Raw genomic sequence first — 23,379 nt, forward strand, 5'->3', positions numbered from 1 at the left:
AGTTTAAATGGATTGCCGTTGGTATTGTCCCATCTGATGGGAAGGCGATCGCATCTTTTTTCTGAGGACAGAAATCAGCAGGTTACAGGCTACGGGCGCAGCGAAATCCGGCGAAAATTTGGCGAATCCAGGGATGATACCAGTTGCGGAAACTGCAGCGCATCGCCCAGGGACGGGTGACGAAACTACCGCCGCGCAATACCCGATGTTCGCCGTCGAAGTAGGTTTGCGAATAGCCGCGATAGGGGAAAGCACTAAAACCGGGATAGCGGTCGAAGGTGGAGGCGGTCCATTCCCAGACGTTCCCCAGCATGTCGTAACAACCGTAGGGGCTGGCGCCTTGGGGATAGGCATCGACGGGAGTGGTGTGGGGGTGGGCGTTATCGTGATTGCAGTGGGTGGCGGTGGGGAAGCGGTCGCCCCAGGGATAAAGCTGTTGGATCTCGCCGTCGGGGTTCCAACTGGCGGCTTTTTCCCATTCGGATTCGGTGGGGAGGCGTTTTCCGGCGAAACGGGCGTAGGCTTCGGCTTCGTAGTAGCTGACGCCGCAGACGGGGTGGGTGTCGAAGGTACGATCGCCCGTCCAGTATAGGGGGCGATCGATCTGATGGGTTCGAACCCAGTTCCAGCCTTCGGGAGACCAGTAAGCGGGGGTTTGATAGCCTCGGGCGTCGATAAATTGGCGGTATTGGGCGCAGGTGACCGGGTAGCGGTCGATCGCGTAGGTGGGGAGAGAGTATAAATGGCTCGATCGCTCGTTATCTAAGGCATCCGGGCGATCGTTCCCCTGCCAGAAGTCGCCGCCGGGGATTTCAATGTCGTCGGATTCGGATCGGTCGGCGACGGGGGAAGCGGGGGAATCGGCGGTAGGTTGCCACGGTCCGCGTTGCAGGTTGAGCAAAAAGCCGATGGTTTCGGTATGTTGGCTTTCGTGTTGAAGGATAAACCGCCAGAGTCGTTCTTGTTCTGAGATCGGGGCCATCTCTAAATAAGAGAAGGTGCGATCGCGTACTTCGTCGAGATAGGCGACAATTTCGGGAAATTCGGGTAAATTCACCCGTTCGCTTTTCGGTAAGCCGTCGGCGGCGAGCAGTTTGTGATATTGCGGGCGCAAGGGCGCCATCCCGGCACAATGTTGGAGCAGCCAGAGGGCTTCGGTATAAGCAATATGGCCGAGATGCCAACCGACGGGGCTAAAATCCGGGTGAACTTGATGGCGGAAGGTGGAATCGTCGATCGCCTCAAAGAGTTCGAGGGTGCCTTGGCGACAGCGAATGAAGCCATCGCGCAGGTTTTCGGCGATCGCCCGGTCAGCATTGGAGGGGGTAAACGTGGAGGTCGAGGTCTGCGGTAACACGAATCAGGCTATTTTCTGGACAACGGTTCCAGTGTCCTGCGAATAAGGGTTCGGATGCAATCATCACCGCGTCGGGAAAGCGGCGATCGTCCCGTAACCAGTACAGGGAGGGCGCTGTAGTGGTGGTAGCAAATCGGGAGGCGACCATTTCCCGTCCGTTACTGACGATGAGATTGGCGGAAAGGGAGATGTTATCCGGTCGGGCAAGTTTGGCGAGGGTGGTGACGGTCTCGTATAAAGCTTTTTCGAGATCGTCGTCGGTTTCGAGCAGTTCTTCGAGAAAAAGGGCAAAAATATGCTCGGAGTCGGTGGTTCCGTGAATTTTGAGATAGATTTCCTCGCAGAGGCGATCGCGGATTGGTTTATATAAGGTGTGGCGAAAGTTTTTGATAAAGCCGTTGTGGACGAACAGGCAGTCGCGATCGCCGAAAGGCTGACAGTTACTCAGATCGAGCGCTTGTCCCGGGGTGGCGCTGCGGACGTATCCCAATAGCGAACCGGACTCGATATAGCGGCTGAGTTGCGGGAGGTTGATATCGTTCCAGATCGGCAAAATATGTTTGTAGGTAAACGGATCGGTTTGGCGTCGGGGGTGATACCATCCAATCCCGAACCCGTCGGCGTTGACGACGCCAGAGGTCATCTCGCGGGGTTCGTAGCTTTGAACGACGAGAGAATGTTCCGGTTCGTACAGGAGGCGATCGAGTTGGATTGGCGATCCGAGATAACCTAACAAACGACACATAAGGATTTTAGATGATGAGATCTGGGGTGGCGGCGATCGGTAAAAATCTAAATTATTTTAGCAAAGTTATCCAATTTTCCAATAAGATCTCCTATGCAATGACCTTAACTGTAACCAAAACTGCCTAAAACATGAAATACATTGTCCTCTTTATCGGAGTAGGTTTATTTTTTACCACTTTGGCCGTTTCCCTCCAAGGATGGGGGTGGTTATTTTTATGGCCCGCAGTCAGTTTTTGGTTGGTCGCGGCAGCTTATGCGGGGTTGGGTTATCGGGTATTTGGCAAACAGGATAATGGACGCTTGGCAATTTGGGCATTGATGTTAATGTTGCCTTATTTGCTCGTTCGCTGGGGAATTTGGCATCTAGAACATCGGATTTTAAAAGAAGATTGTTATAACGAAGTAGCTCCGGGAATTTTTTTAGGACGGCGGGCGTTTGCGAGAGAATTACCGCAAGATATTAATTTAATTGTGGATTTAACGGCTGAATTTCCGGTTTTGAAAGAAGTAATTGAGGGAAAATCTTATGTATGTTTGCCCACGTTAGATGCATCCGTTCCCAGTGAAGCGGAGTTTCAGAAGTTAGTGGAACAGTTAGTAGATTGGGAAGGAAATATCTACTTACATTGCGCGATCGGTCACGGGCGATCGGCTACGGTTGCGGGCGCCTTATTAATTGCCCGAGGATTGGCAGATAATGCCCGAGAAGCAGAAGAAATGTTGAAAACTGCCCGACCTTGGGTGAATTTAAGCCAATCTCAAAAAGGTTTACTACAACAGTTTAAACCCGTGCAATCCGTACAATAAAAATTGTTGGCAAAGTTATTCTTAAAAGGGCGATCGCCCCTCCTGTCATTCTTGTTTTTACGGGGATGACAGCTTAAAACAGCGAGTGAATTGAGCTGATAACATTTGTCGAGAATTATAATTTTCAATGATTTTCGTCGATCGGATAAGCTGTTAGACCTTTAAACTGTATGAGTCCGAGCGGATATCCAATCCAAACGCCAATAGAACGCATTCATTCCGAGCGCTGCGGGTTACGGGAGATCCGCACGATGTCGTTACCGTGCGAGAGATCGTAGCGGATCCCGAAGTCGAGGAAAATAAAGAGCTTGAGGAGGACCGGTAATGCTCGGACGCGATCGCCTCCAACGACTGGAGGTTAGCCCTTTATCTGTTCGAGAGGAGCGATCGCCAGAGCCGAACTATCATCAACTCAATTTGTTCTGAAAAAAGATTATTCTGAACCTTATCAACAAACCTTATTTTTGTCAGCGATCGCGATCGCACGAACGAGAGCAAACGATCGCCCGATCTCAGAGATCGCGATCGCCTCCCAAGCGGTATCGTATCACAATTTCCGTTCGGTTTGAATCACCGAAACCGTTGAGAAATCATGACATGATAGGACTGTGAAACTTTACCTAAAAGTCCGACAAGAATTATGTACTTTTCAATCCAACTCCTACCCCATGCCATTTCCGAGATGATCGCCCAAATCGGTTGCACCCGACAAGTCACCTTAGCCGATCGCTACGGCTTGATGGCGGCAATTTTTTACTTAGACCATCTCAGCGAAGACGAGAGATTTTCGATCGATCGCCTGCTCAGATCGATTTGTAGGGGCAGAATCCAAATCGTCGATGAAATTTCAGCCCTTCTGCATTAAAACCGCCCCTTTTCACGGCAAGATCGGCGATCGCCCCTTCTCAAAAACCCCATTTAAAAATTTCTTAACTTGTATCTTTCAAGGTGAAAACCCCTTTTAAAGAACTGCCGATTCTAATAGAGCGATCGTCCCCTGACGGGCGTCAATTTCTACCTCAATTCCGAGGGGTAAAGTAAATTTCTCCGGGATATGACCGATCGCCGAACCGTACCAGGCGGGAACTCCTAACGGTCGAATCAAATCCGATAAAACTTGCGGTAGAGTCAACGAGGGATCGTCCCCTTCTCCTGCAGTACAATTACTGCATTGACCGAAAATAAACCCGCTAATTCTATCTAAAATTCCCGCTAATTTCAGTTGGGTTAACATCCGGTCTACCCGATAGATATCTTCGCCAATTTCTTCGACAAATAAAATCGTGTTGTCCCACGAGGGTAAATAGATCGAACCGACCATCGCGGCGAGGACCGATAAATTACCGCCGACGAGGCGACCGCGTGCTTTTCCCGGGGCGATCGTCTGGATCGAAAACCCGGGAGGATTGCGGAACATAGTGGGTCGGGCTTCAAATAAAAGCTGGCGGACGTAGCCAACGGAAAACTCATTCCAGGTCGAGGTTCCCACCGGACCGTGAAATGTGGGCAATCCCGCCTGACTGTATAAAGCGAGCAGAAGTGAGGTAGTATCGCTATATCCCATAAAAATCTTGGGATGCGATCGCACTAAGTCGTAATCGAGTAAAGGTAAAATCCGGTTGCCACCCCAACCGCCGCGAACGGTCAAAATTGCCTTGACTTCGGGATCGGCAAACATGGCGTTGACATCGGCGGCCCGATCGCGATCGCGTCCCGCCAAGTAGCCGTATCGGTCGAGGGCGTGAGCCCCAAACTTGACCTTGAGCCCCAATTGGGCCAACGCTTGGCGGCTATAGTCGAGATCTTCGCGTTCGATGGGACTCGATGGGTTAATTAACCCGACCGTATCGCCGACCTTGAGGCGTGGGGGTTTCTGATAGGGGGTCGCCGAGGGGCGATCGCCCGCGAACGCGCTCAATTGGGACCCCAATTGGGTCAACAGCCAACTCGCCGCCCCCCATTGCAAAAACTGCCGTCGCTTGAAAGCATTCGGATTCATGGATTCCCCTTACATTTGGGTTGGGTTAGACGCCCGGGTGAGGTTCCGGTATTGGTAATAGTTACGTTCTTATTTTCTCTATTTTTGGAAGTGGCGATCGCTTCGACCCTTGTCAATCCCTCCGTTTGTGATTATCCTGTTTTAGGATTTAAAATTTCGAGCGCCAAATGAGGAGAATTGACCGAGAGTGAGCAAGTCTGTTTTTACAGAAAAATATGTAAAATTTCGTCGTTTGTTAGTCGAAGTTCGTCAAGCCCATCAACTCACTCAGGTTCAGGTGGCCGAACGCTTGCAAAAACCTCAATCTTTCGTATCTAAGTACGAACGAGGAGAACGACGTTTAGATGTAGTCGAATTTTTGGAAGTCGCCCGGGCTTTAGGGGTCGATCCTTCCGATTTTTTGGAACAGTTAGAATATAGTGGGGCAGAGATGGCCGCCGATCGCGATCGTTAAACTCTCGTTAAACTGATGAGGCGAATCGCATTCTTTTTCATTCTCTTTCTCCCGAACAGTAGGGGCGAAAAATTTCTCGCCCCTAGGGACAGCAAAGGGAGGGAGATTTTTACTTGGGGTGGCCGCAGCTTCTGGCCGATTGGGTTCGACAGTTTGGCCGGGACTTGCCCCCCTTCATTTCCAATTTGACGATCGCTTTTATGTGGAAAAATATCAAAAAGTTTTTTTCGCGGTGGGTTCTCAAAGAATCCTACTCGATTTTGTTTTTAATTCTATTCTTAGCCATTTTACTATCTTCTGCCTGTATTAACGGCTACTGGATCGAACCGAATATTTGCGATTTGTGGCTCAAAGATTTTTTAATTAATCTAGTGGCGGAAGTCCTCGGCATTTTATTGGTGGTGTTTTCGATTACGCGTACGGTTCAACAAAATCGCGAACGCGAAAAAAAGAAGTTTCGAGAAATTGCATTTCGTCAGCTTCGCTTTGTTTTACGAAAACAAGTCTCTTTATTATTTGAAATGTATAAGGCGTCTTGTCGGGAACGACCGGAAACCGATTATGAAAGTTTGCCGGATTTATTCACCGATCGCTATTACGAAGATGTCCAAAATCTCGACTTATTTAAAATGTCTCCGGTTCTGACACCCCAGGGCAAAAAAATGGATTGGTTGGACTATCTTTCTTACGAATGTTCTAATTTGAGAAATGCGTTGGGGCGAGTGGTCGATCGCTATTCGTTTAATTTAGATTCTAACGTCGTCGATGCCCTCGAAGAAGTTTCCGATGCGGCGTTTATTCGCTTTATTTCTTCGGTGTGGGAAGCGAAAAAGCTCAACGGCATTAATTCCCGGGGGGATTTACTGTCGGAGTGCGATCGCCTCTTGCGGGAATATACGGCGTCTTTGCTCAAACTGATCGCCCTTTATAACGATAGCGTCCCTGGCGATCGCCAAATCGTCCTCGATCGCTCTCAATGGGACGATTGGTGGAACCACAACGGCAGACCGCAAATCGGCGACAGTCGCATCAAAGTCGATGGCAAACCCTGTTTTTAACCCCGTCCTCACTCCAGACGCATTAGCCTAAATGGTAGCCCGTTCTTTTTTCGATGTAGTCTACGATTTTGCGATAGTCTTCGGGATTACTTTGCGGGTGGATGATGATTTTCATGCCGTTATCGGGCAGCCAAAAGGTCAATTTACCGTTGCCGGGGGTGCGAGAGAAGGTATGAACTCGACTCAAATCGATATCGTATTCGTCGCGCTCGTAAACAATCCGAACCCAGTACGATTCCCGCCGTTCTCGCTGGGCTGTTTTTAGATACTCTCGCACTTTTTGATACGCCTCCGGATTGCTTTGCGGGTGAATGACAATAGGGTAGCCGTTATCGGGCAGCCAAAAGGTTAATTTACCGTTGGCCGGGGACCGACAAAACGCTGTAATCTGCTTGAGATCGATGACGTAGGTATCTCTCTCATAAATGATTTTGACCCAATACGCCACAAGCCCTCCTCAACTTGCAGATTTGAGCATGACAGCTACCCGTCATTCCGTTAAGAAATACTCGGAGAACTGAGTGCGGGGGATTCTTCGTGCCGATCGCGATCGCCACTGTCGGCGATCGTGGCGAGTGCGGCTTGAAGTAATCCTTTAAACAGGGGATGGGGTTTGTTCAATCGCGAGCGGAATTCGGGGTGAAATTGAGTAGCGATAAAGTAAGGATGGTTGGGAAATTCGATAATTTCTACCAAACGCCCGTCTGGAGAAGTACCGCTAATCAAGAATCCCGACTCTAACAACAGTTGGCGGTACGCATTATTAAATTCATACCGATGTCGGTGGCGTTCGTAAACCACTTCTTCTCGATACAAGTTCAACGCCAGACTTCCCGGGGTAATTCGACAGGGATACAGACCCAAACGCATGGTTCCGCCGAGATCGACGACATCCTGCTGTTCGGGAAGTAGGTTAATTACGGGATTTTTGGCTTGGGGGTCGAATTCGGCGCTGTTGGCATTTTCGAGGTGAGCGACGTTACGGGCCCACTCGATCGCGCAGCATTGCATCCCCAAACACAAGCCGAGGAAGGGGATTTGCTGTTCGCGCGCGTATTGAATTGCGGCAATTTTACCGTCGATCCCGCGAATGCCAAAACCGCCGGGAACCAGAATTCCTTGCACGTCTTTGAGGTATTTTTCGGCGCCGTAGGCTTCGATATCTTCGGAATTGACCCATTCGAGTTCGACGTCGATCCCGATCGCGATCGCCGCGTGGCGCAAGGCTTCGACGACGGAGAGGTACGCATCGCTCAAGCGCACGTATTTACCGACGATCGCCACCTTAACCCGGTGACTGCCGCGATCGAGCCGTTCTACCAACTGTTCCCATTCGCTCAGATCCGGTTGGCGCGCCTCCATCTGCAGCAAGTTGAGGGTCTGTTGCGCCAGTCCTTCTTTTTCGAGAATCAGTGGCACTTCGTAAATGCTTTTCGCATCGGCTGCGGTAATGACGCTTTCCACCGGAACGTCACAAAATTCGGACATTTTATCTTTGAGTCCTTGCGGTAACGGGCGATCGGACCGACAGACTAAAATATCCGGCTGAATCCCGATCGATCGCAACTCCTTGACCGAATGCTGGGTCGGCTTCGTTTTCATTTCTCCCGCCGACGGAATCCAAGGAACTAGAGTCACGTGCATGTAAACGACGTTGGCCCGTCCCACATCCTTGCGGAATTGGCGAATTGCTTCTAAAAACGGCAGAGATTCGATATCGCCGACGGTTCCGCCAATTTCCGTGATCACCACATCCGGCGTCGTATTTCTCGCCACGCGATGGATGCGTTCTTTAATTTCGTTGGTGATGTGGGGGATCACTTGCACCGTTCCCCCTTGGTAGTCTCCCCGACGTTCTTTGTTAATCACCGACTGATAAATCGAACCCGTCGTCACGCTGTTCAGACGCGACATCGACGTATCGGTAAAGCGTTCGTAATGTCCCAAATCTAAATCCGTCTCGGCGCCGTCGTCGGTGACGAATACTTCGCCGTGTTGGAAAGGACTCATGGTTCCGGGATCGACGTTAATGTAAGGGTCGAGCTTCAAAATCGAGACCGAATAGTCCCGCGATTTGAGCAATCGTCCCAGGCTGGACGCTACAATCCCTTTGCCAATACTGGAAACGACCCCGCCAGTGACAAACACAAACTTAGTCATAGAAATTCGCTAACCGCTCAGATTCCCGCGCCTACGCACTTAATTGTCCCACACTCTCAACCCGATCATCTCCTCCGAACCCGCACTAATTTACGGCGCGTGCTGCTGCCAATCCTCAAGGTTGCCTTAGTGTGGCAGTATATCTAGAGTCGAACAAGTCTGAAGAGTGACATGATGCCAGAGATTCTGCAACAACAGATTTTTCAGAATACGGTTCTAGATTATCTCATTTCTGTTGCTACTTTTTTGGTCAGCATCATCGGGATTAAAATTCTCAATAGCGTTATTTTAGCACAGGTCAAAAAGTGGGCGAGAAAAACGCGCACGGAATTGGACGATTCTTTGATTCAAATTTTTGAATCGAATTTAGTTCCTTTGCTCTACGTCGGCGCTTTATATATTAGCGTTCAAAATCTCGAAATTAATGCCATTTTAGTTCGGGCGATCGATGCCCTCGGCGCGATCGCAGTGACCTTCGCGATCGCCCAAATCCTGGTTTCAGCCAGCGAACGGGCGTTTAACCTCTTTTGGCTCAAAAAAGGTCACGACCCCGCACTCGTCAGCGAAGATATCAAAACGATTCGTCCCGCGATTCGCGTTGTTGTTTGGACGATCGCCACGATTTTCTTACTCGACAATCTCGGTTTTGATTTGTCGGCGGTCATCACTGGATTGGGAATCGGTGGCGCGGCGATCGCCCTGGCGTCCAGAGGTGTTTTGGAAGATCTATTTAGTTATTTCTCGATTCTGTTCGATCGCCCGTTTGAAATTGGGGACTTTATTATTATTGGCGACTACATGGGGGCGATCGAACATGTCGGGATCAAAAGCACGCGCATTCGCAGTTTGAGTGGCGAACAATTAGTGTTTTGTAATAAAGACTTAACCGAATCTCGCATTCGTAACTACAAACGCATGGAACGCCGCCGGGTAGTCTTCAATCTCGGTGTCACTTACGAAACCTCAACGGACAAACTTACCGAAATTCCCGGCATCGTTCGAGGGGCGATCGAACAACTCGATAATACTACCTTCGATCGTGCCCATTTTTTCTCTTACGGCGACTTTAGTTTGAACTTTGAGATTGTCTACTACATCTTAAGTAGCGATTACACCCAATATATGGATGCCCAACAAAAAATCAACTTAACCATCAAAGAAGAGTTTGAAAAACGAGAAATTGAAATGGCTTATCCCACTCAAACTCTTTATCTCAATCAATTACCAACAACCGCTTAAATTCTCCGGGTAATACCTCGGGAACCTGAAATAGTGTGAAGCGGGCATCTTGCCCGTTTCAAAATTTGATGATGCCGGACAATGAAGCCATCAAAATGAAATTTAAAATCACACAAAAATCATTAAATTCATGATGAAACTTGCTCGCTTAAATTTAAAATACCGGATCTCTAAACTCTCATTATTGTCAATCCTAGCCTTTATTACCCTCGCTACGATCGCCCTTCCCCCGGTGATTCGCGCGCAAACAGTTCCAGTCGATCGTGAGGATTCGCCCGTCGGCGTCCCAGTGCAATTCGCCATCCCAGAAAAGTTCGATCGCGTCATGGAAGAAGCCCGCGATCGTCAATTAAATACCCTTGCTTTCCCCGAACTCATTCAGGCGATCGCCGAACAATTTATCGGAACTCCTTACGTCGCCGGACTCCTAGACCGTAACCCTACCGAAACTTTAGTCATTTCTCTCGATGGATTCGACTGCGTTTTATTCGTCGAAACCGTCTTGGCGATCGCCCGGGGAGTTGCCCTCGAAGACTACTCCTATCCCACTTTTACTCGTAACCTAGAACGCCAACGGTATCGAGATGGAATTCTCGACGACTATTGTAGCCGCTTGCACTATTTCTCTGACTGGATTTTTGACAATCAAAATCGCTATTTAGTTAAAAATATTACCCCATTTCTCGGAGGCTTACCTCTTCCTAAAACGCTCAATTTTATGAGCAAAAATAGAGCATCTTATCCTCAATTATCACGAGATACAAATTATCAATGTATTCTCGACGTCGAACACCACTTAAAACAACAGGCGATCGCCTATATTCCCCAAGATCGAATCCGCCAAGTTTACGATCGCCTGCAACCCGGAGATATCATCGCCACCGCGACCGATATTGACGGACTCGACGTTACCCATACCGGACTCGTTTATCGTTTTGAAGATGGGGCGATCGGTTTGATCCACGCCTCTCCCGCAGGTCGCGTCACCATTTCCCGCGATCTGCAAGCTTACGTCCAATCCGTTGACGGACAAATCGGAATTATTGTAGCGCGTCCCCTAGACCCGCGTTTGGGTTTTTAAGGCGGAATCGGGAGTTGGGAGTCGGTTAAAAATATCTTAAAACCGGATACAGCAATTGGCGCTGTCATGAGGTACAAGAGGCAAAAATCCCCCCAACCCCCCTTAAAAAGGGGGGCAGTGAAAGTCCCCCTTTTTAAGGGGGATTTAGGGGGATTGAAATGTACCGCGCAACAGCGAAAACTGCTGTAAAATGACCGGATTGTCAAGAAACGGGATTGAATTCGATCGGAAATGCTGTTCTCAACTCTCTAGATGCGATCGATATGAAATTTTCTAAAACGTTATCGGTTCTGTTCGCCAGTCTGATTTGCTTAGTGGCGATCGCCTGCAAAAATCCCCAGCGAGAAGCCCTCGGGAATCAATTATTTTTGCAAATTGAAACCCTCAGCAAAAATTTTCAATCTTCCCCAAACATTCTATCCTTAAAAGATGTCACCGATTTTGACTGGGACGAAGTTTACGTATTTAACCCCTATACTACTCATGAAGAAATTGAAAGTCAACTGGGGTTTAAATGGTCTGACGGCGATCGCATCGATCTCGGAAGTCGCGATGACATTAACCTGTTAGTCTTTGTTAAAGATAACCGTGTCGTCCAATATTTAGAAGTTCCTAGAGGACGAGGGGATTTTATTCTCAGTTCGGACAACGTTGGAGGGTTAACGCCGCAACAGGCCAACTTTGAAGTTCGTCCCCAAGGTCAACAAGCGAATTGGATCGATTTAGTTTTAGTTGACTCTTTATCCCCAACTCGACCGTAAGGCTAAACGAGAGGGAGAAAGTGATAAAAATCAACTAAAATAGAGACAATTATCGGAATCTATCCGGCAATTTACCATGTAAATCGGTGACAATTGCACGAACTGTAATTTGGAAATTCAACAAATTTCCTTTAATCTTGTCGTCGATCGCATCGGGAGGCTCAACTCATCCTATGAAGACAAAAGTTCAGCTCAATTCGACCATCCCCAGTTATCGGAAATGATGAGAAAAACTATCGGATTATTGGCATTAGGGAGTATCGCGATCGTGTCTCCGGTTCGAGCGGAAAATGGTCTGTTTGTCGCCTATCCTCCAGCCGAACATACGACCAGTGCCGATCGCATTTTTTTAATTGGAACGGCGCCGCCATCGGGGGAAGTATTAATTAACGGACAGGCGATCGAACGATCGCGCGACGGTCATTTTGCCCCGAGTTTTCCCCTCGAACCGGGGGAAAATATTTTTACCCTAAAACATGGCAGCGAACAGTTACAAATTAAAGTCACGCGGCAAATTACGACGCCGACCATTCCCGAAGGATTACAATTTGCCGAAAACTCACTGACGCCGACGGTAGATTTGGCAAGAATGCCCGGAGAATTGCTGTGTTTTTCGGCAATCGCGCCGTCGAATGCGTCAGTTTCTGTCAGTATCGGACGTCAAACGGTTAACTTATTTCCGCAGTTACAAACGGTCGAATTACCGTCAAATTTATCCGCATTAATCGACCAAAATAATCCCCAAGTTCGCGATGCGGTCGGCTATTACGAAGGATGTACCGAGGCGCCCTCGACTCCGGGGGATTTAGGACAACCGACCTATCGCCTCACCCTCGACGGTCAGAGTAAGACACAAAGGGCGCCGGGGGCGATCGCCATTCTCTCGCCGACCCAATTCGAGATCGCCGAAGTGACCGCCGAATCCGGGGTGGCGCGAACTGGACCGAGTACGAATCACTCGCGGATGACGCCGTTACCGAAGGGAACCCGCGCCGCAATTACGGGTCGCGAGGCGGAATGGGTGCGCTTGGACTATGGCGCCTGGATTAAGGCGGAAGAAGTGCAGGTCACTCAAGGCGGGGCGCCGCCACGGGCGATCGTGCGGTCTCTCGGGTCGCGGGAGGTTCCGAAATGGACGGAAATTATATTTCCTTTGCAAACGGCGGTTCCGGTGACGGTTCGACAAGACAGCGATCGCCTCGTGTTGACTTTACACAATACGACGGCGCAAACCGACACCTTTCGCCTCAATGACGGTCCGGTGGTCGAACGGATGGACTGGCAGCCTTTCCCCGATCGCGCCGAATATACCTTGCACTTAAAAAATAAACAACAGTGGGGTTACAAACTCCGTTACGAAGGAACCAGTTTAATTCTCTCCCTGCGACATCCGCCCCGACTCTCGGGCGATCGCTCCCGTCCCCTCGCCGGGGTCGAAATCGCGATCGATCCGGGACACGGCAGCCCCAACGACCTCGGCGCGCGCGGTCCGACGGGCTATCCCGAAAAAGATGTCACGGCGATCGTCTCCAAGTTACTGCGCGATGCTTTAGTGGCGCGGGGGGCGACGGTCTACATGACCCGGGAAGGCGATGAGGATTTGTGGCCTCACGAGCGCGTCGCAACGATCGAAGCGTGGGAACCTCATTTAGCGTTAAGTGTGCATTATAATGCCTTACCCGATGCCGGAGATGCCATCAACACTAAAGGGATCGGGATGTTTTGGTATAACCCGCAAGCCCACGATTTATCGGTCTTTCTGCACCAATATCTCGTAGAACAGTTAAATCGCCCATCTTATGGCGTATTTTGGAATAATTTAGCCTTAACTCGTCCTACGGTGGCGCCGTCGGTATTGATGGAGTTGGGATTTATGATCAATCCCGACGAGTTCGAGTGGATTACCGATCCGCAAGAACAGGAAAAATTAGCGGAGGCGATCGCCGAAGCTGTGAGTGAATGGGTGCGATCGAAATCCTAGGCGAACGCACTTCTACCAATCCGTCGAAGCGATCGCTCGCCTCGACGGATTGCTCGCAGTTTCCTGGTATCCGTTGGGGCGATCGAATAAAATCGTGTCATCGATCGAGACCCGCCTAGACGAAGGGGCGATCGTTGAGTTAGATTAGAAAAGAAAGACAACACTCAACTCCAGTTGGGGGTGAATCCTTTTACAGTAACTAAACAGCAACCAAACGCTCGCTTAAAAGAAGGTTAGAACCCTAACTCGACCACTCTACGGATTCAAGTCCTCCCCTTGAGGCTTGGGTCGAGTCAAGGGTTCTTTACCAAACTTAACCCAGCTAGTTGTTCGATTTTATTTTTATGCGATTTCCAGACACTTAGCGTCTTTGAAGCTTTAGAGAAAAACGCGAGCTTTTCCAGCACGATCCCCCGGTTTCTTGTATTTATCGTGAATTGTAACCCGTCTGTTTTCGAGTAACGGCGGGGCTGGGGTGCTTTTTTAGAATCGTTTAAAGATCGATCGAAGTAACCGGGAGAGCGTGCCAAAATTCTCCGAAAACAGCGCGCTTTCTCTCTGCATTCTGCGTAATTTTTCGTTGCGCTCGCTAGCAGAATTGTTCCGATCGCCTTGCATCGGTTCGGGGAGTTTTTTCGTCTTTTTTAGCTCGCGTGGATCTCGAAAATGTAGCGCGTGCCAATTGTTTTTGACTGTAAATTACCCATTTTTTTATGTTGACCTTAACCCGGCAACCTTACAAGGAAAAAGTCGATTTTGAACGGATTGCAAAATCGGTCAAACGCTTTGAAAAAGACGGTCAAATTGACGAAGATAGTTTAGTGGACGATTTACCTTTACTGTTGAAATCGTCCCTGACGAGCCGATGCCAGTTGTGGGAAGACGATCGCGCCGACCTGCACGGTTTCGGACTGATGGCGGTTCACCGGATCGACGAGTACCTCCAAGGATCGCTTTATTTTTACGACCTGTCCGGCGATCGCTCGCTCCAACTGAGTGCGAAAATTCTCACTTGGGCGGAAACTCAACTGCAAGACCTCGCCCGTTCGTGGAATCTCGACGCGACCTTAAAAGTTAAAACCCGCGACGATTCGGCGATTCGGATCGCCGTTCTCGAACGTCAGGGCTTCTCACATCAGGGATCGTTTCTGACGATGGCTCACCCCCATCCCGAGGCGATCGCCCCGGTTCGACTGCCGGAAGGCTTCCGAGTGCGACCGTTCGACAGCCGCCAGGAAGCCCGGGAATGGGTGCAATTGTTCGCCGACTCCTTCCAAGACCATTCGGAACGATACGAAGTGAGCGTAGACCGACTCCGCCACTGGCACGGCGATCGCCACTACCGCCCGGAATTAGACTTGATTGTCGAAGCCCCCAACGGCGAATTGGCCGCCTTTTGTCAGGGTCACCTGCACCGAGACAACGCCCCGGCGATCGCGCCCAAAACCGGATGGATTCGCTGGCTCGGAACCGGGCGGCCTTTCCGCAAAATGGGTTTGGGTCGCGCGTTGCTCTCGACGACGATCGCCCGCTTGCACCGTACTGGGGCGGCGACGGTCAAACTCGGCGTCGATGCGTGCAGTTTGACCGGAGCGACCCGACTTTACGAGGCCCTCGGTTTTCGCCGCGTCGAAACCTGGATGACTTACACTAAGTCAGTCTGAACGGCGCTACAGTAAAGTCAATCCAGTGGGAGTGAGGGTGAATGAAAATTCGGATCGGAGTGCTGTTGACGATCGCCTTTAGCGTGGGCTTGGCGATCGCCGTGGGGGTCAAAGTAGCATTACAGGTGCCATATTCGCCCCCCTCAGCCCCGGCCCTCGAAGCCGTTGCCCCCTCGCCTCAAACCGTCGCTCAGACGGGCGATCGCCCCCCGGGGATCCGGGTCGAGGCGATCGTCCCCGAACGACTCGTGCGCGATCTCAAAACCTTGGCCTTCGATCGCTCCACACCGGAAAGCCGCGATCGAGCGCGCCGTTACATCGTCGAACAATTGCAAGCTGCCGGATGGAATCCCACCCCACACCCTTTTCCCGGCGGCATTAACATTGTCGCCGAACGCTCCGGAACCGACCCGGACGCGGGAACTGTTCTGGTGGCGGCCCATTACGATACCGTTCCCGGTTCTCCCGGGGCCGACGACAACGCCAGTGGGGTCGCCGTCGCCCTCGAAGTCGCCCGCTTGCTCGGAGCGGTACCCACCCCGCGATCGCTGCAACTGGCCTTTTTCGATCTCGAAGAAACCGGACTGCAAGGGAGTTTGGCGTTTGCGGGGGAAGCGGACCCGCAACGCCTGCACGGGGCGATCGTCATGGATATGGTGGCGTTTGCCTGTCACGAGCCGGGATGTCAGGACTATCCCAAGGGTTTACCCGTCAAAGCCCCCGATCGCGGCAATTTTCTCGCGATCGTCGGCGATCTCGAACATTTGCCCTTAATCGAAGCGTTCCAACAGGCAGCCCGCGACCCCCTCCCGGCCATTTTTACCCTCCCGGTTCCGTTTAAAGGGCTGTCGATCCCGGATACCCTCCGCAGCGATCACGCCCCTTTTTGGTATCGCGGCATCGGCGCCGTGTTGGTGACCGATACCGCCAATTTGCGATCGCCCCACTACCACCAACCGAGTGACACGCCGAGCAATATCGACCGCGATTTTTTCCTCGGAGCGGCTCAACTCGTCGTCAACGCCACTACGATCGTCTTAAACCGCCGCGCTACCCTCGACAGCCCCCTCCCCCCTCGCCAAGCCGCCACGGGGCGATCGCCCCAGGGATCGGCGGGATCGCTTTTCTGAATTTTTCTGAAGAGTTTTTTAACTTTTATTTCATTCGCGATCTACTCGATGATATGCTAAGCACACTCGATCGAATTTAAAACTTGTAAACTTTCACGAAAAAGGCAACAAAACCCACTCGGGATACATCGGATCTCTTAAAGAGATTCCCTTGAAAAGTAAGCGAGTGCTTTGATAGGGACGCTCGGGATCGAAGCCTTCGTCCGTTCTGTCGAAAACAAGGCGATCCCTTTTGAGAAAACCCCCCTGTTAACCGATCGAACGCGCCTTCGATGCTATTGGGACAACGATCCCCGCTTCTCATCAACGTCCGATTTAAGAGGCGGCGATCGCCCGCTCGGGATTGACTTTTTGCTCGACTACGATCGCGATCGCAAATTTTCGATGATAAGCATCACCCTATGGCAATGGGATTATCACAACGGATTGCTTTAAAATCCTTCATACTCGTCAATAAGGAGTTACAATCAGCACCAGAGGGATCGAGCAGGCAATCAAATGATCATTCAAGGAAACTTTTACAAGTTAACGATTTCAGAAATTTTTTGCGAAATTTGGCGATCGGGGGAAATCACCCATCTGGAACGATGGGGCCTGATGTCCGCTTTACTCAAGGGATCTCTCAGTCGAGAAGAAATGGAGACCATCAACCGCCTCATCCATGCCGTTCGTCGCGGATGGTTGCGAGTGGTCGATTGAACGAGCGAGTTTAGCAGGGGCGCTTCGCGCGTCCGCTAGTCGCCGGGTCTGGTTATTCCTGGTTATTCTTTGAACGCCGACTTACCCGGAGGACTTGTCACTTGCGGACTTTTCCGTTCGGCTGGATGACGCCGGAAAGCTTGGCGCCGCGTAAATTCGGCTGGACGATATTCGCTTTCGTCAAGTTCGCCCCACTCAGGTTCGCCTCGCTCAAGTTCGTATGCATCAAATGCGCTCCAGTCAAGTTCGCTGCGGTCAAATTGGCTCCCGCGCAATTCGCCTGAATTAAATAGGCTCCACTGAGATTGGCGACGCTTAAATCGGCTCCTTTCAAAATCGCTCCGGTCAGCAGTTTGCCACTCAAATCGACACCGCTTAAATCCGTATTGCTCAAGTTCGTCCCGCTCAATTGCGTCGCATCTAAGCACGCTTGTCGCAAATCGACCCCGGTTAAATTAGCTTTGCTCAAGTTGGCCCGAGTCAGATCGGTTTCGCTTAAATCCGCTTGGCTTAAATCGGCCCAATTCAAATAAGCTTCTTGGAAATTCGCCTGTTTCAGTGAGGCTCCGGTCAAATCGGCTCGGCTCAAATCTGCACGGGTCAGCTTGCACTGTTTGAGTTTGGCTCCGGTTAAATTGGTCTCGACTAAGGTCGCGTCACTCAAATCCGCTTTGTTCAAACTGCATTGTGCTAATGTGGCTTGTTTTAAATTCGCCCCGCTTAAATTGGCTCCGATTAAATAAGACCGACTCAGTTGCGCTCCTTCTAACACGGTGTGGCTCAAATTCGCCCCGCTAATATCGGCTTGATTTAACAGCGCCCCGGTGAGGTTGGCTCCACTCAAATCGGCCCAATTGAGGTGAGCGCCAATCAAATTGGCTCCACTTAAATTAGCACCACTTAAATTGGCTCCACTCAAACTCGCTCCACTCAGATTCGCACGGCTGAGATTGGCTCCTCTGAGATCGGCTTTACTCAACCCCGCACCCCCCAAATAGGCTCCGGTTAAGTTGGCTCCTTTTAGGTCTACTTTACTCAGGCTGGCTCGACTAAAATCCCGAACGCCATCGGCATACTGCACGAGGAGTTCATCTCGGGTCAAACTCGGTCTGGGAGTGGTGATTAAGTCAGCCTTCATAATTAAGCACGGGTTTATATAGTTTTTTTTAGTTTTCTGTTCAGATCTTACAGAACTTTACTATTTATGCAAAACCGAATTTTCCCTGAAGTTTAGTTAAGTATTATGAAGGAGGCAATTGTTTCTTTATATTTTCTTTAGATTTTAGGGCTTCGGGAAAACCTGTGGCGAGGGGCTAGAAAGGGATCGAGCAATCGCAAAAAAGCGGTTTTGGGGAGTGTAAAAAATTGAGAACGCACAGAAACAGTTAAGTGGGAAGGGGAGGGATGTCGATTGAGGGTGGAGGAAGCGGGCGATCGCCTAATTTTCTCCTCGATCGCCTATCTTAGTTCAATTCAAGCGATCGGCATTGATGGGTCAATCCCCCTCTACGCCGGAAAGCCGCTCTAGGTCTGTAAAAGAACGGCTCGGGCGATCGCCCGTCGGCGAGGGGAAGCGAACTCTAAAAATTAGTAAACACGATTATTTTTGAAGAGAATAGTCATCCAGGCGATCGACTTTTCAAGGGAAAAAATATCCCCTTCACCTCGCGACCGTCAAAAGCGGGTAACATTACGGATCGAAACGGATCGAAGCGCGATCGCCCTGGCGGGATTTACGGTGAAATAACGGTCGCGATGCAGTCGTAACCCCCATGGTCTGCGCTTGGGAAAGGTAGTGACGCAATTGCCAAAAATTGCAGCAAGAATTCCCAATTTTCCGAGCGGTTATTGGGAGTTTACCGGAAGGAAAAGGGAGGGTGAGTCGGTCAGACCGCTCTCTAAAACTTACTCAAACTTAAGTGTATGATGTTTAGTTCCTAGCTTGGATCTTCCGAGACCTTTCCATCACGCTTGCTTACACGGCTGAGCTCTCCGCGTTTTCTACATTAATTGCCGCATTTAAGTCACGATCTATGGAGACGTGACAGTTCGGACAATCATACTGTCTTCGGTCCAGTGGCATTTTTTGTTGGTGTCCGCAGTTGGAACAGATCTGCGAACTGGGATACCACGGGTCAATCAATGTTAATTTGCTCCCGTACCACTCGCATTTATATTCAAGTTGACGACGGAACTCATCAAACCCACCATCCGCGATCGCACCAGCCAGCTTGTGATTTTTGAGCATCCCTAACACATTTAAGTCTTCGATTTTTACTTCGCCGTGGTTTTTGGCTAAGTAAGTTGTTAACTTGTGTAAATGGTTGGCTCTAATATCCGCGATGCGTCGGTGGGCCTTAGCTAATTTGACTTTAGTTTTTTCTCGGTTTTTACCTCCTTTTTGACGGCGGCTTAGTTCTTTCTGGAGTTTGGCCAGTTTTTTCTGAGCCTGACGATAAGCTTTCGGATTGGGATAGGTTTTACTATCGCTCAGGGTGGCCTTTTGATTCCTACATCTACCCCAATCCGCTCTCTATCCCCCCTTCGCCCCCCTTTCAAAGGGGGGTTGGGGGGATGGTTCAAAATCAATTTTGAAGGCAATATACCAGTCCCCTGCTCGTTTACTTATCGTGACGTTTTTGGGATGGACTGGTGGTAACTGTTCGTGGCTTTTTACCCAACCGATCCGAGGTAGCTTTACCCAATCACCGGAAACTTTAATGCTTCCTTCCAGGTAAAAACTCTCTTTGACATTCTTTTTCTTAAACTTGGGGAAGCCTGTTCCTTTGACTTGCCCAACTCGCTTAAACGCTTGATTGAGGTGACGCAACGCTTCTTGAGGGCTACATTTTGAGACTTCATAGTACCAAGGATTCCGACTTTTTACCTCGGCGACTAATCTTTTGTGTAAGTCTATGGCACTCGGGAGTTTACCTCTGGTTTCTAATATTTCCTTACAGGTAGCCAGTCCCCAATTCCAAGCGTGTCGAGCGACTCCTGCGTGTTTCGCCATCAGCGTTCGTTGTCGGTTATTTAAGTCTAGCTTGGTCTTAAAGCCTTTCACTGACTTTTTTTAACTCCTCAACTATCTTTTTGTTCGGCCAAGTTGAGCTACCATAAAGACTAGCAGAAAACAATGGAGATGGTGAAATCCGCGATTTTTGCGGCTTCAGTCCTTCTAAACTTACTCAAATTTTTATTTTAGCATAAAAAGTGAGTAAGTTTAAAAAACTTTAGGTAGAAATTTAAACCCTGTTTTTAACCCTCGCTCGCAACGAGCAAGGCGAGGAAGTAGGGCTTAAAGAAGGCGAAGGGGAGGATTTGTCGGCGGTATCAAAACGAATGGTTCCCCCGCAGTAATTCTTAAAATCGGGAGCGCAATAAATCAGTTCTCGGATCACCCGATCGTCAACCCACAAGATCAAAGGGAAGTGAAAGAATTTAACAAATAAATGCCGGGAAAGATTGGTGGCTTTCAAGACGCGATCGAGGGCTTTAACGGCGTTTAAACCAAATATCATTAAGGCTGGGGGTTGGCGATCGCGCAGGAAGGTGGCAATCGTCGTGTAAAGGGTTTGAATGTCCGACGAAAGCACGATTCGTTCCGGCGGATTCGGCAAACCGCTACTGAGTCGGTTGGCGATTTGCTGTTGTAAATGGGGACAGTTGCAAGAAACTAAAATCAGAGAAAACTCGCCCTGAGAACTGGAGATCGCACGATGAAGGGTGACGAGCGATCGCTCGTTCTTCGCTCCTAAATTTTCTGGAGAAGAAGGGCTAGTCATGAACTGAATGGCTCCGAGCAATGGCGGCTCGTGTTCTCGCGATCGACGTTAATGAGGTTCGAGGAAGTCGCCCGTGACGATTGGCAGAGGGATTCGAGCAACCCCGTGTTTACCGTTGAGGATCTCCTCAGAATTGGAAAAGACGTAATTTTTTTATAGTCTCTTTATTTTGGAATAAAAATTGTGAAGATTCCGTGAGGAACGAGCAAGCACTCACGAAACGGGGCAGAAGGGTAATTCTTGATGGGGACACGGCGATCGCCGCGAAAGGGACGAAGAGCGTGGGATCGCGATCGACGGTCGGCAGTTCGGGGCGGGGTAGGGTCGGGTCGATCCTTTACAATTTCTTTACATTTTTTCCACAAATTTGGAGTGCTTGCGCGATCGAAACGGCAAAGCTATCTTAAGTTTGTGCGATCGCCATTATGAGTAAGGAAAGTAAAGAATGGCTGGAGAATTGCGGGACATTCAAGGCCATTGGGCGGCAGCGTGCATTCAGCAGCTCGCCAGCCGGGGAATTGTGGCTGGATATCCCGATCGGAGCTTTCGACCGGACAATCCCCTGACGCGAGCGGAATTTGCAGTTTTATTGCAAAAAGCGTTTCCTGGAGTGCGGCGATCGCGTCCGGGGCGGAATTTTGCCGACGTGCCCTCCCATCACTGGGCCGCCGGGGCGATCGCCAACGCCGTCGAAGCCGGGTTTATGAGTGGCTACCCGGAAGGGCAGTTTAAACCGAACCGTGAGATCGTGAGGGTCGAGGTGTTCGTGGCGATCGCCAGTGGATTGCAGTACCTGGCGAGTCATTCGGCGACGGTCACCGTCAATCGCACCTTTATCGATGCGGCGCAGATTCCCGAATATGGAGTGCGCGCGATCGCCGCCGCCACGGAAAATGAAATCGTCGTCAACTATCCGAACGTGCGCCAACTCCATCCCAAGCGGGCCGCCAGTCGGGCGGAAGTGACGGCGATCTTGTGTCAGGCGATCGCCGACGGTAGCGGAGGATCCCCGGTGCCGAGTGCTTACGTCGCGCGAGTGCGTTCCCAAGAGATTCGAGGGGTGTGGTTGACCAACATCGATAGCGAAGCGATGTTTTCCCGCGATCGGCTCAAATTTGCCCTGGAACGACTGGCAAACCTTCACTTCAACACCGTTTACCCCAACGTTTGGAGTTGGGGGTATACTCTATATCCGAGTCGTCTCGCCGAGCGAGTCGTCGGCTTCCCCCACCATCCGGCGCCGTGGTTGCAAGGGCGCGACCTGCTCGCGGAAATGGTCGAAGAAGGACACCGAGTGGGGTTGACGATCGTTCCTTGGTTTGAATACGGATTCATGATGCCCCCGGATTCGGTACTGGCGAGACGACATCCCGAGTGGATCGCGCGGCGGCGCGACGGGAGCGATCGCGTCGTCGAGTCCGGAGTCGAACGGCTTTGGCTCAATCCCTGGCACCCGCAAGTGCAAGAATTCATCCAAGGGTTGATTCTCGAAATTGTCGGCGATTATGCCGTCGATGGGATTCAGTTTGACGACCATTTCAGCATTCCCGTCGATTTAGGCTACGACGAATATACCGTTCAACTTTACCGCCAGGAACACTTGGGACTCGCCCCGCCAGACAACCCCAACGATAATAATTGGATTCGCTGGCGATCGCACAAACTGACCGAATTTATCCGCCAGATTTACAAAGCGATCAAAGGACGGCGACCGTCGGCGATCGTTTCCCTATCGCCGAATTATCAAGATTTTGCCTATAAATTCTACTTACAAGACTGGCGGACTTGGCAACGTTACGGCTTTGTCGAAGAATTAATCTTGCAAGTTTATCGCGACGAGATCGACAGTTTTACCGCCGAACTGCAGCGATCGGAAGTGCAACTCGCCCAACGCAACATCCCCGTAGGAGTAGGGATTTTAGCCGGACTGCGAACTCGTGGGGTACCGATCGAACAGATTCAAACCCAAGTGCAAGTCGCCCGCAATTTGGGATTTTCCGGGGTATCGTTCTTTTTCTACGAATCCTTATGGAATTTTGCCCCAGAATCCCCGGCAGATCGATCCGTAGTTTTGAAAAAATTGTTTCCCTCCAAACTGTCCCGTCCCGAATTAGGGACCGGGTGGGAACCGTCCGTCTGAAAAAACGGCGATCGCGATCGTTGCCGTCAACTTTAGAATTGAAAGAGGAACCGATCGCCCGTGTTTTAGTAGATGCCAGCCTTCAGTCAAACCAGCCCAGCCAGGGAGACGGGGGACGGCGATCGGAGGATAGGCGATCGAGCTGCGAACGCGCGGGGGTTGCTAAGATTTTCTCAAAGCGGTGCAAACTTAAATAACAAGTAATACTCGCGCAATCATTAAGATCGCTAAGATTAGTGTCGCTAAGATTACCGTGCCGATGGAGGCATCTCCCTCAAACCCACTGATTGCGATTTGCCGACCGAGCCACTAGAGGG

At 50.4% G+C, this 23,379-nt stretch carries 21 protein-coding genes and 1 pseudogene; 14 read left to right on the forward strand and 8 right to left on the reverse strand.

The window, feature by feature from the left end; all coding sequences use genetic code 11:
- Positions 1 to 82: 82 nt before the first annotated feature.
- Entirely contained in the window at positions 83 to 1,303 is a 1,221-nt protein-coding gene (locus HCG48_RS02445) for an SUMF1/EgtB/PvdO family nonheme iron enzyme (protein WP_168571699.1), read from the reverse strand.
- A 7-nt stretch (positions 1,304 to 1,310) separates the two neighbouring features.
- Positions 1,311 to 2,102, reverse strand: a complete 792-nt coding sequence (gene egtC / locus HCG48_RS02450; protein WP_168567743.1) for an ergothioneine biosynthesis protein EgtC — start codon at positions 2,100 to 2,102, stop codon at positions 1,311 to 1,313.
- Between the two features lie 131 nt (positions 2,103 to 2,233).
- On the opposite strand from egtC, the gene HCG48_RS02455 reads away from it, so the two are divergent.
- Together HCG48_RS02455 and HCG48_RS02460 are read left to right on the forward strand one after the other, a co-directional pair.
- On the forward strand, positions 2,234 to 2,911 hold the full coding sequence (locus HCG48_RS02455; RefSeq protein ID WP_168567744.1) for a dual specificity protein phosphatase family protein: 678 nt from the start codon (positions 2,234 to 2,236) through the stop codon (positions 2,909 to 2,911).
- 640 nt (positions 2,912 to 3,551) lie between these two features.
- Positions 3,552 to 3,776, forward strand: coding sequence for a hypothetical protein (locus HCG48_RS02460; protein ID WP_168567745.1), 225 nt, complete (start codon positions 3,552 to 3,554; stop codon positions 3,774 to 3,776).
- A gap of 96 nt (positions 3,777 to 3,872) precedes the next feature.
- Here HCG48_RS02460 and HCG48_RS02465 read toward each other — a convergent pair whose 3' ends face one another.
- On the reverse strand, positions 3,873 to 4,910 hold the full coding sequence (locus HCG48_RS02465) for a S66 peptidase family protein (protein WP_168567746.1): 1,038 nt from the start codon (positions 4,908 to 4,910) through the stop codon (positions 3,873 to 3,875).
- A 187-nt stretch (positions 4,911 to 5,097) separates the two neighbouring features.
- Here HCG48_RS02465 and HCG48_RS02470 point away from each other — a divergent pair, with 187 nt between their 5' ends.
- Both HCG48_RS02470 and HCG48_RS02475 read left to right on the forward strand, forming a co-directional pair.
- Positions 5,098 to 5,364 carry a helix-turn-helix domain-containing protein gene (locus HCG48_RS02470; protein ID WP_168567747.1) on the forward strand — a complete coding sequence of 89 codons (267 nt, stop codon included), beginning with the start codon at positions 5,098 to 5,100 and terminating at the stop codon, positions 5,362 to 5,364.
- A 260-nt stretch (positions 5,365 to 5,624) separates the two neighbouring features.
- The gene (locus HCG48_RS02475) at positions 5,625 to 6,422 is read left to right on the forward strand and encodes a hypothetical protein (protein WP_168567748.1); all 798 of its coding nucleotides are present in this window, start codon (positions 5,625 to 5,627) and stop codon (positions 6,420 to 6,422) included.
- A 22-nt stretch (positions 6,423 to 6,444) separates the two neighbouring features.
- Here HCG48_RS02475 and HCG48_RS02480 read toward each other — a convergent pair whose 3' ends face one another.
- Both HCG48_RS02480 and pyrG read right to left on the reverse strand, forming a co-directional pair.
- Positions 6,445 to 6,870 carry a hypothetical protein gene (locus tag HCG48_RS02480; protein WP_168567749.1) on the reverse strand — a complete coding sequence of 142 codons (426 nt, stop codon included), beginning with the start codon at positions 6,868 to 6,870 and terminating at the stop codon, positions 6,445 to 6,447.
- 50 nt (positions 6,871 to 6,920) lie between these two features.
- Positions 6,921 to 8,582: a CTP synthase gene (gene pyrG / locus HCG48_RS02485; RefSeq protein WP_168567750.1), complete on the reverse strand. Its 1,662-nt coding sequence runs from the start codon at positions 8,580 to 8,582 to the stop codon at positions 6,921 to 6,923.
- 171 nt (positions 8,583 to 8,753) lie between these two features.
- Here pyrG and HCG48_RS02490 point away from each other — a divergent pair, with 171 nt between their 5' ends.
- From HCG48_RS02490 to HCG48_RS02525, 8 genes are all read left to right on the forward strand, one after another.
- A complete protein-coding gene (locus HCG48_RS02490; RefSeq protein WP_168567751.1) occupies positions 8,754 to 9,821 on the forward strand; it encodes a mechanosensitive ion channel family protein in 1,068 nt (355 codons plus the stop codon).
- 130 nt (positions 9,822 to 9,951) lie between these two features.
- Positions 9,952 to 10,902, forward strand: coding sequence for an N-acetylmuramoyl-L-alanine amidase-like domain-containing protein (locus HCG48_RS02495; RefSeq protein ID WP_168567752.1), 951 nt, complete (start codon positions 9,952 to 9,954; stop codon positions 10,900 to 10,902).
- Between the two features lie 263 nt (positions 10,903 to 11,165).
- On the forward strand, positions 11,166 to 11,663 hold the full coding sequence (locus HCG48_RS02500; protein ID WP_168567753.1) for a hypothetical protein: 498 nt from the start codon (positions 11,166 to 11,168) through the stop codon (positions 11,661 to 11,663).
- Positions 11,664 to 11,886: 223 nt separating this feature from the next.
- Positions 11,887 to 13,644 (forward strand): N-acetylmuramoyl-L-alanine amidase, encoded by a 1,758-nt coding sequence (locus HCG48_RS02505; protein WP_168571700.1) that lies wholly within the window; start codon positions 11,887 to 11,889, stop codon positions 13,642 to 13,644.
- A 713-nt stretch (positions 13,645 to 14,357) separates the two neighbouring features.
- A complete protein-coding gene (locus HCG48_RS02510; protein WP_168567754.1) occupies positions 14,358 to 15,308 on the forward strand; it encodes a GNAT family N-acetyltransferase in 951 nt (316 codons plus the stop codon).
- 41 nt (positions 15,309 to 15,349) lie between these two features.
- Complete coding sequence (locus HCG48_RS02515) at positions 15,350 to 16,438, forward strand: M20/M25/M40 family metallo-hydrolase (protein WP_168567755.1); 1,089 nt, start codon at positions 15,350 to 15,352, stop codon at positions 16,436 to 16,438.
- Between the two features lie 171 nt (positions 16,439 to 16,609).
- Complete coding sequence (locus tag HCG48_RS02520) at positions 16,610 to 16,873, forward strand: hypothetical protein (RefSeq protein ID WP_168567756.1); 264 nt, start codon at positions 16,610 to 16,612, stop codon at positions 16,871 to 16,873.
- A gap of 63 nt (positions 16,874 to 16,936) precedes the next feature.
- Complete coding sequence (locus tag HCG48_RS02525) at positions 16,937 to 17,137, forward strand: hypothetical protein (protein WP_168567757.1); 201 nt, start codon at positions 16,937 to 16,939, stop codon at positions 17,135 to 17,137.
- 97 nt (positions 17,138 to 17,234) lie between these two features.
- Here HCG48_RS02525 and HCG48_RS02530 read toward each other — a convergent pair whose 3' ends face one another.
- From HCG48_RS02530 to HCG48_RS02540, 3 genes and pseudogenes are all read right to left on the reverse strand, one after another.
- On the reverse strand, positions 17,235 to 18,275 hold the full coding sequence (locus tag HCG48_RS02530; RefSeq protein ID WP_210437153.1) for a pentapeptide repeat-containing protein: 1,041 nt from the start codon (positions 18,273 to 18,275) through the stop codon (positions 17,235 to 17,237).
- Between the two features lie 837 nt (positions 18,276 to 19,112).
- Positions 19,113 to 20,201, reverse strand: a pseudogene (locus tag HCG48_RS26755) (RNA-guided endonuclease InsQ/TnpB family protein).
- Between the two features lie 181 nt (positions 20,202 to 20,382).
- Complete coding sequence (locus HCG48_RS02540) at positions 20,383 to 20,922, reverse strand: hypothetical protein (RefSeq protein WP_168567758.1); 540 nt, start codon at positions 20,920 to 20,922, stop codon at positions 20,383 to 20,385.
- A gap of 445 nt (positions 20,923 to 21,367) precedes the next feature.
- Here HCG48_RS02540 and HCG48_RS02545 point away from each other — a divergent pair, with 445 nt between their 5' ends.
- Both HCG48_RS02545 and HCG48_RS02550 read left to right on the forward strand, forming a co-directional pair.
- Complete coding sequence (locus HCG48_RS02545; RefSeq protein ID WP_168567759.1) at positions 21,368 to 23,062, forward strand: glycoside hydrolase family 10-like protein; 1,695 nt, start codon at positions 21,368 to 21,370, stop codon at positions 23,060 to 23,062.
- The gene (locus tag HCG48_RS02550; RefSeq protein WP_168567760.1) at positions 23,044 to 23,259 is read left to right on the forward strand and encodes a hypothetical protein; all 216 of its coding nucleotides are present in this window, start codon (positions 23,044 to 23,046) and stop codon (positions 23,257 to 23,259) included. The genes HCG48_RS02545 and HCG48_RS02550 overlap by 19 nt, the downstream gene beginning before the upstream one ends.
- Positions 23,260 to 23,379 lie beyond the last annotated feature (120 nt).

This window comes from Oxynema aestuarii AP17, assembly GCF_012295525.1.
GTDB lineage: Bacteria > Cyanobacteriota > Cyanobacteriia > Cyanobacteriales > Laspinemataceae > Oxynema > Oxynema aestuarii.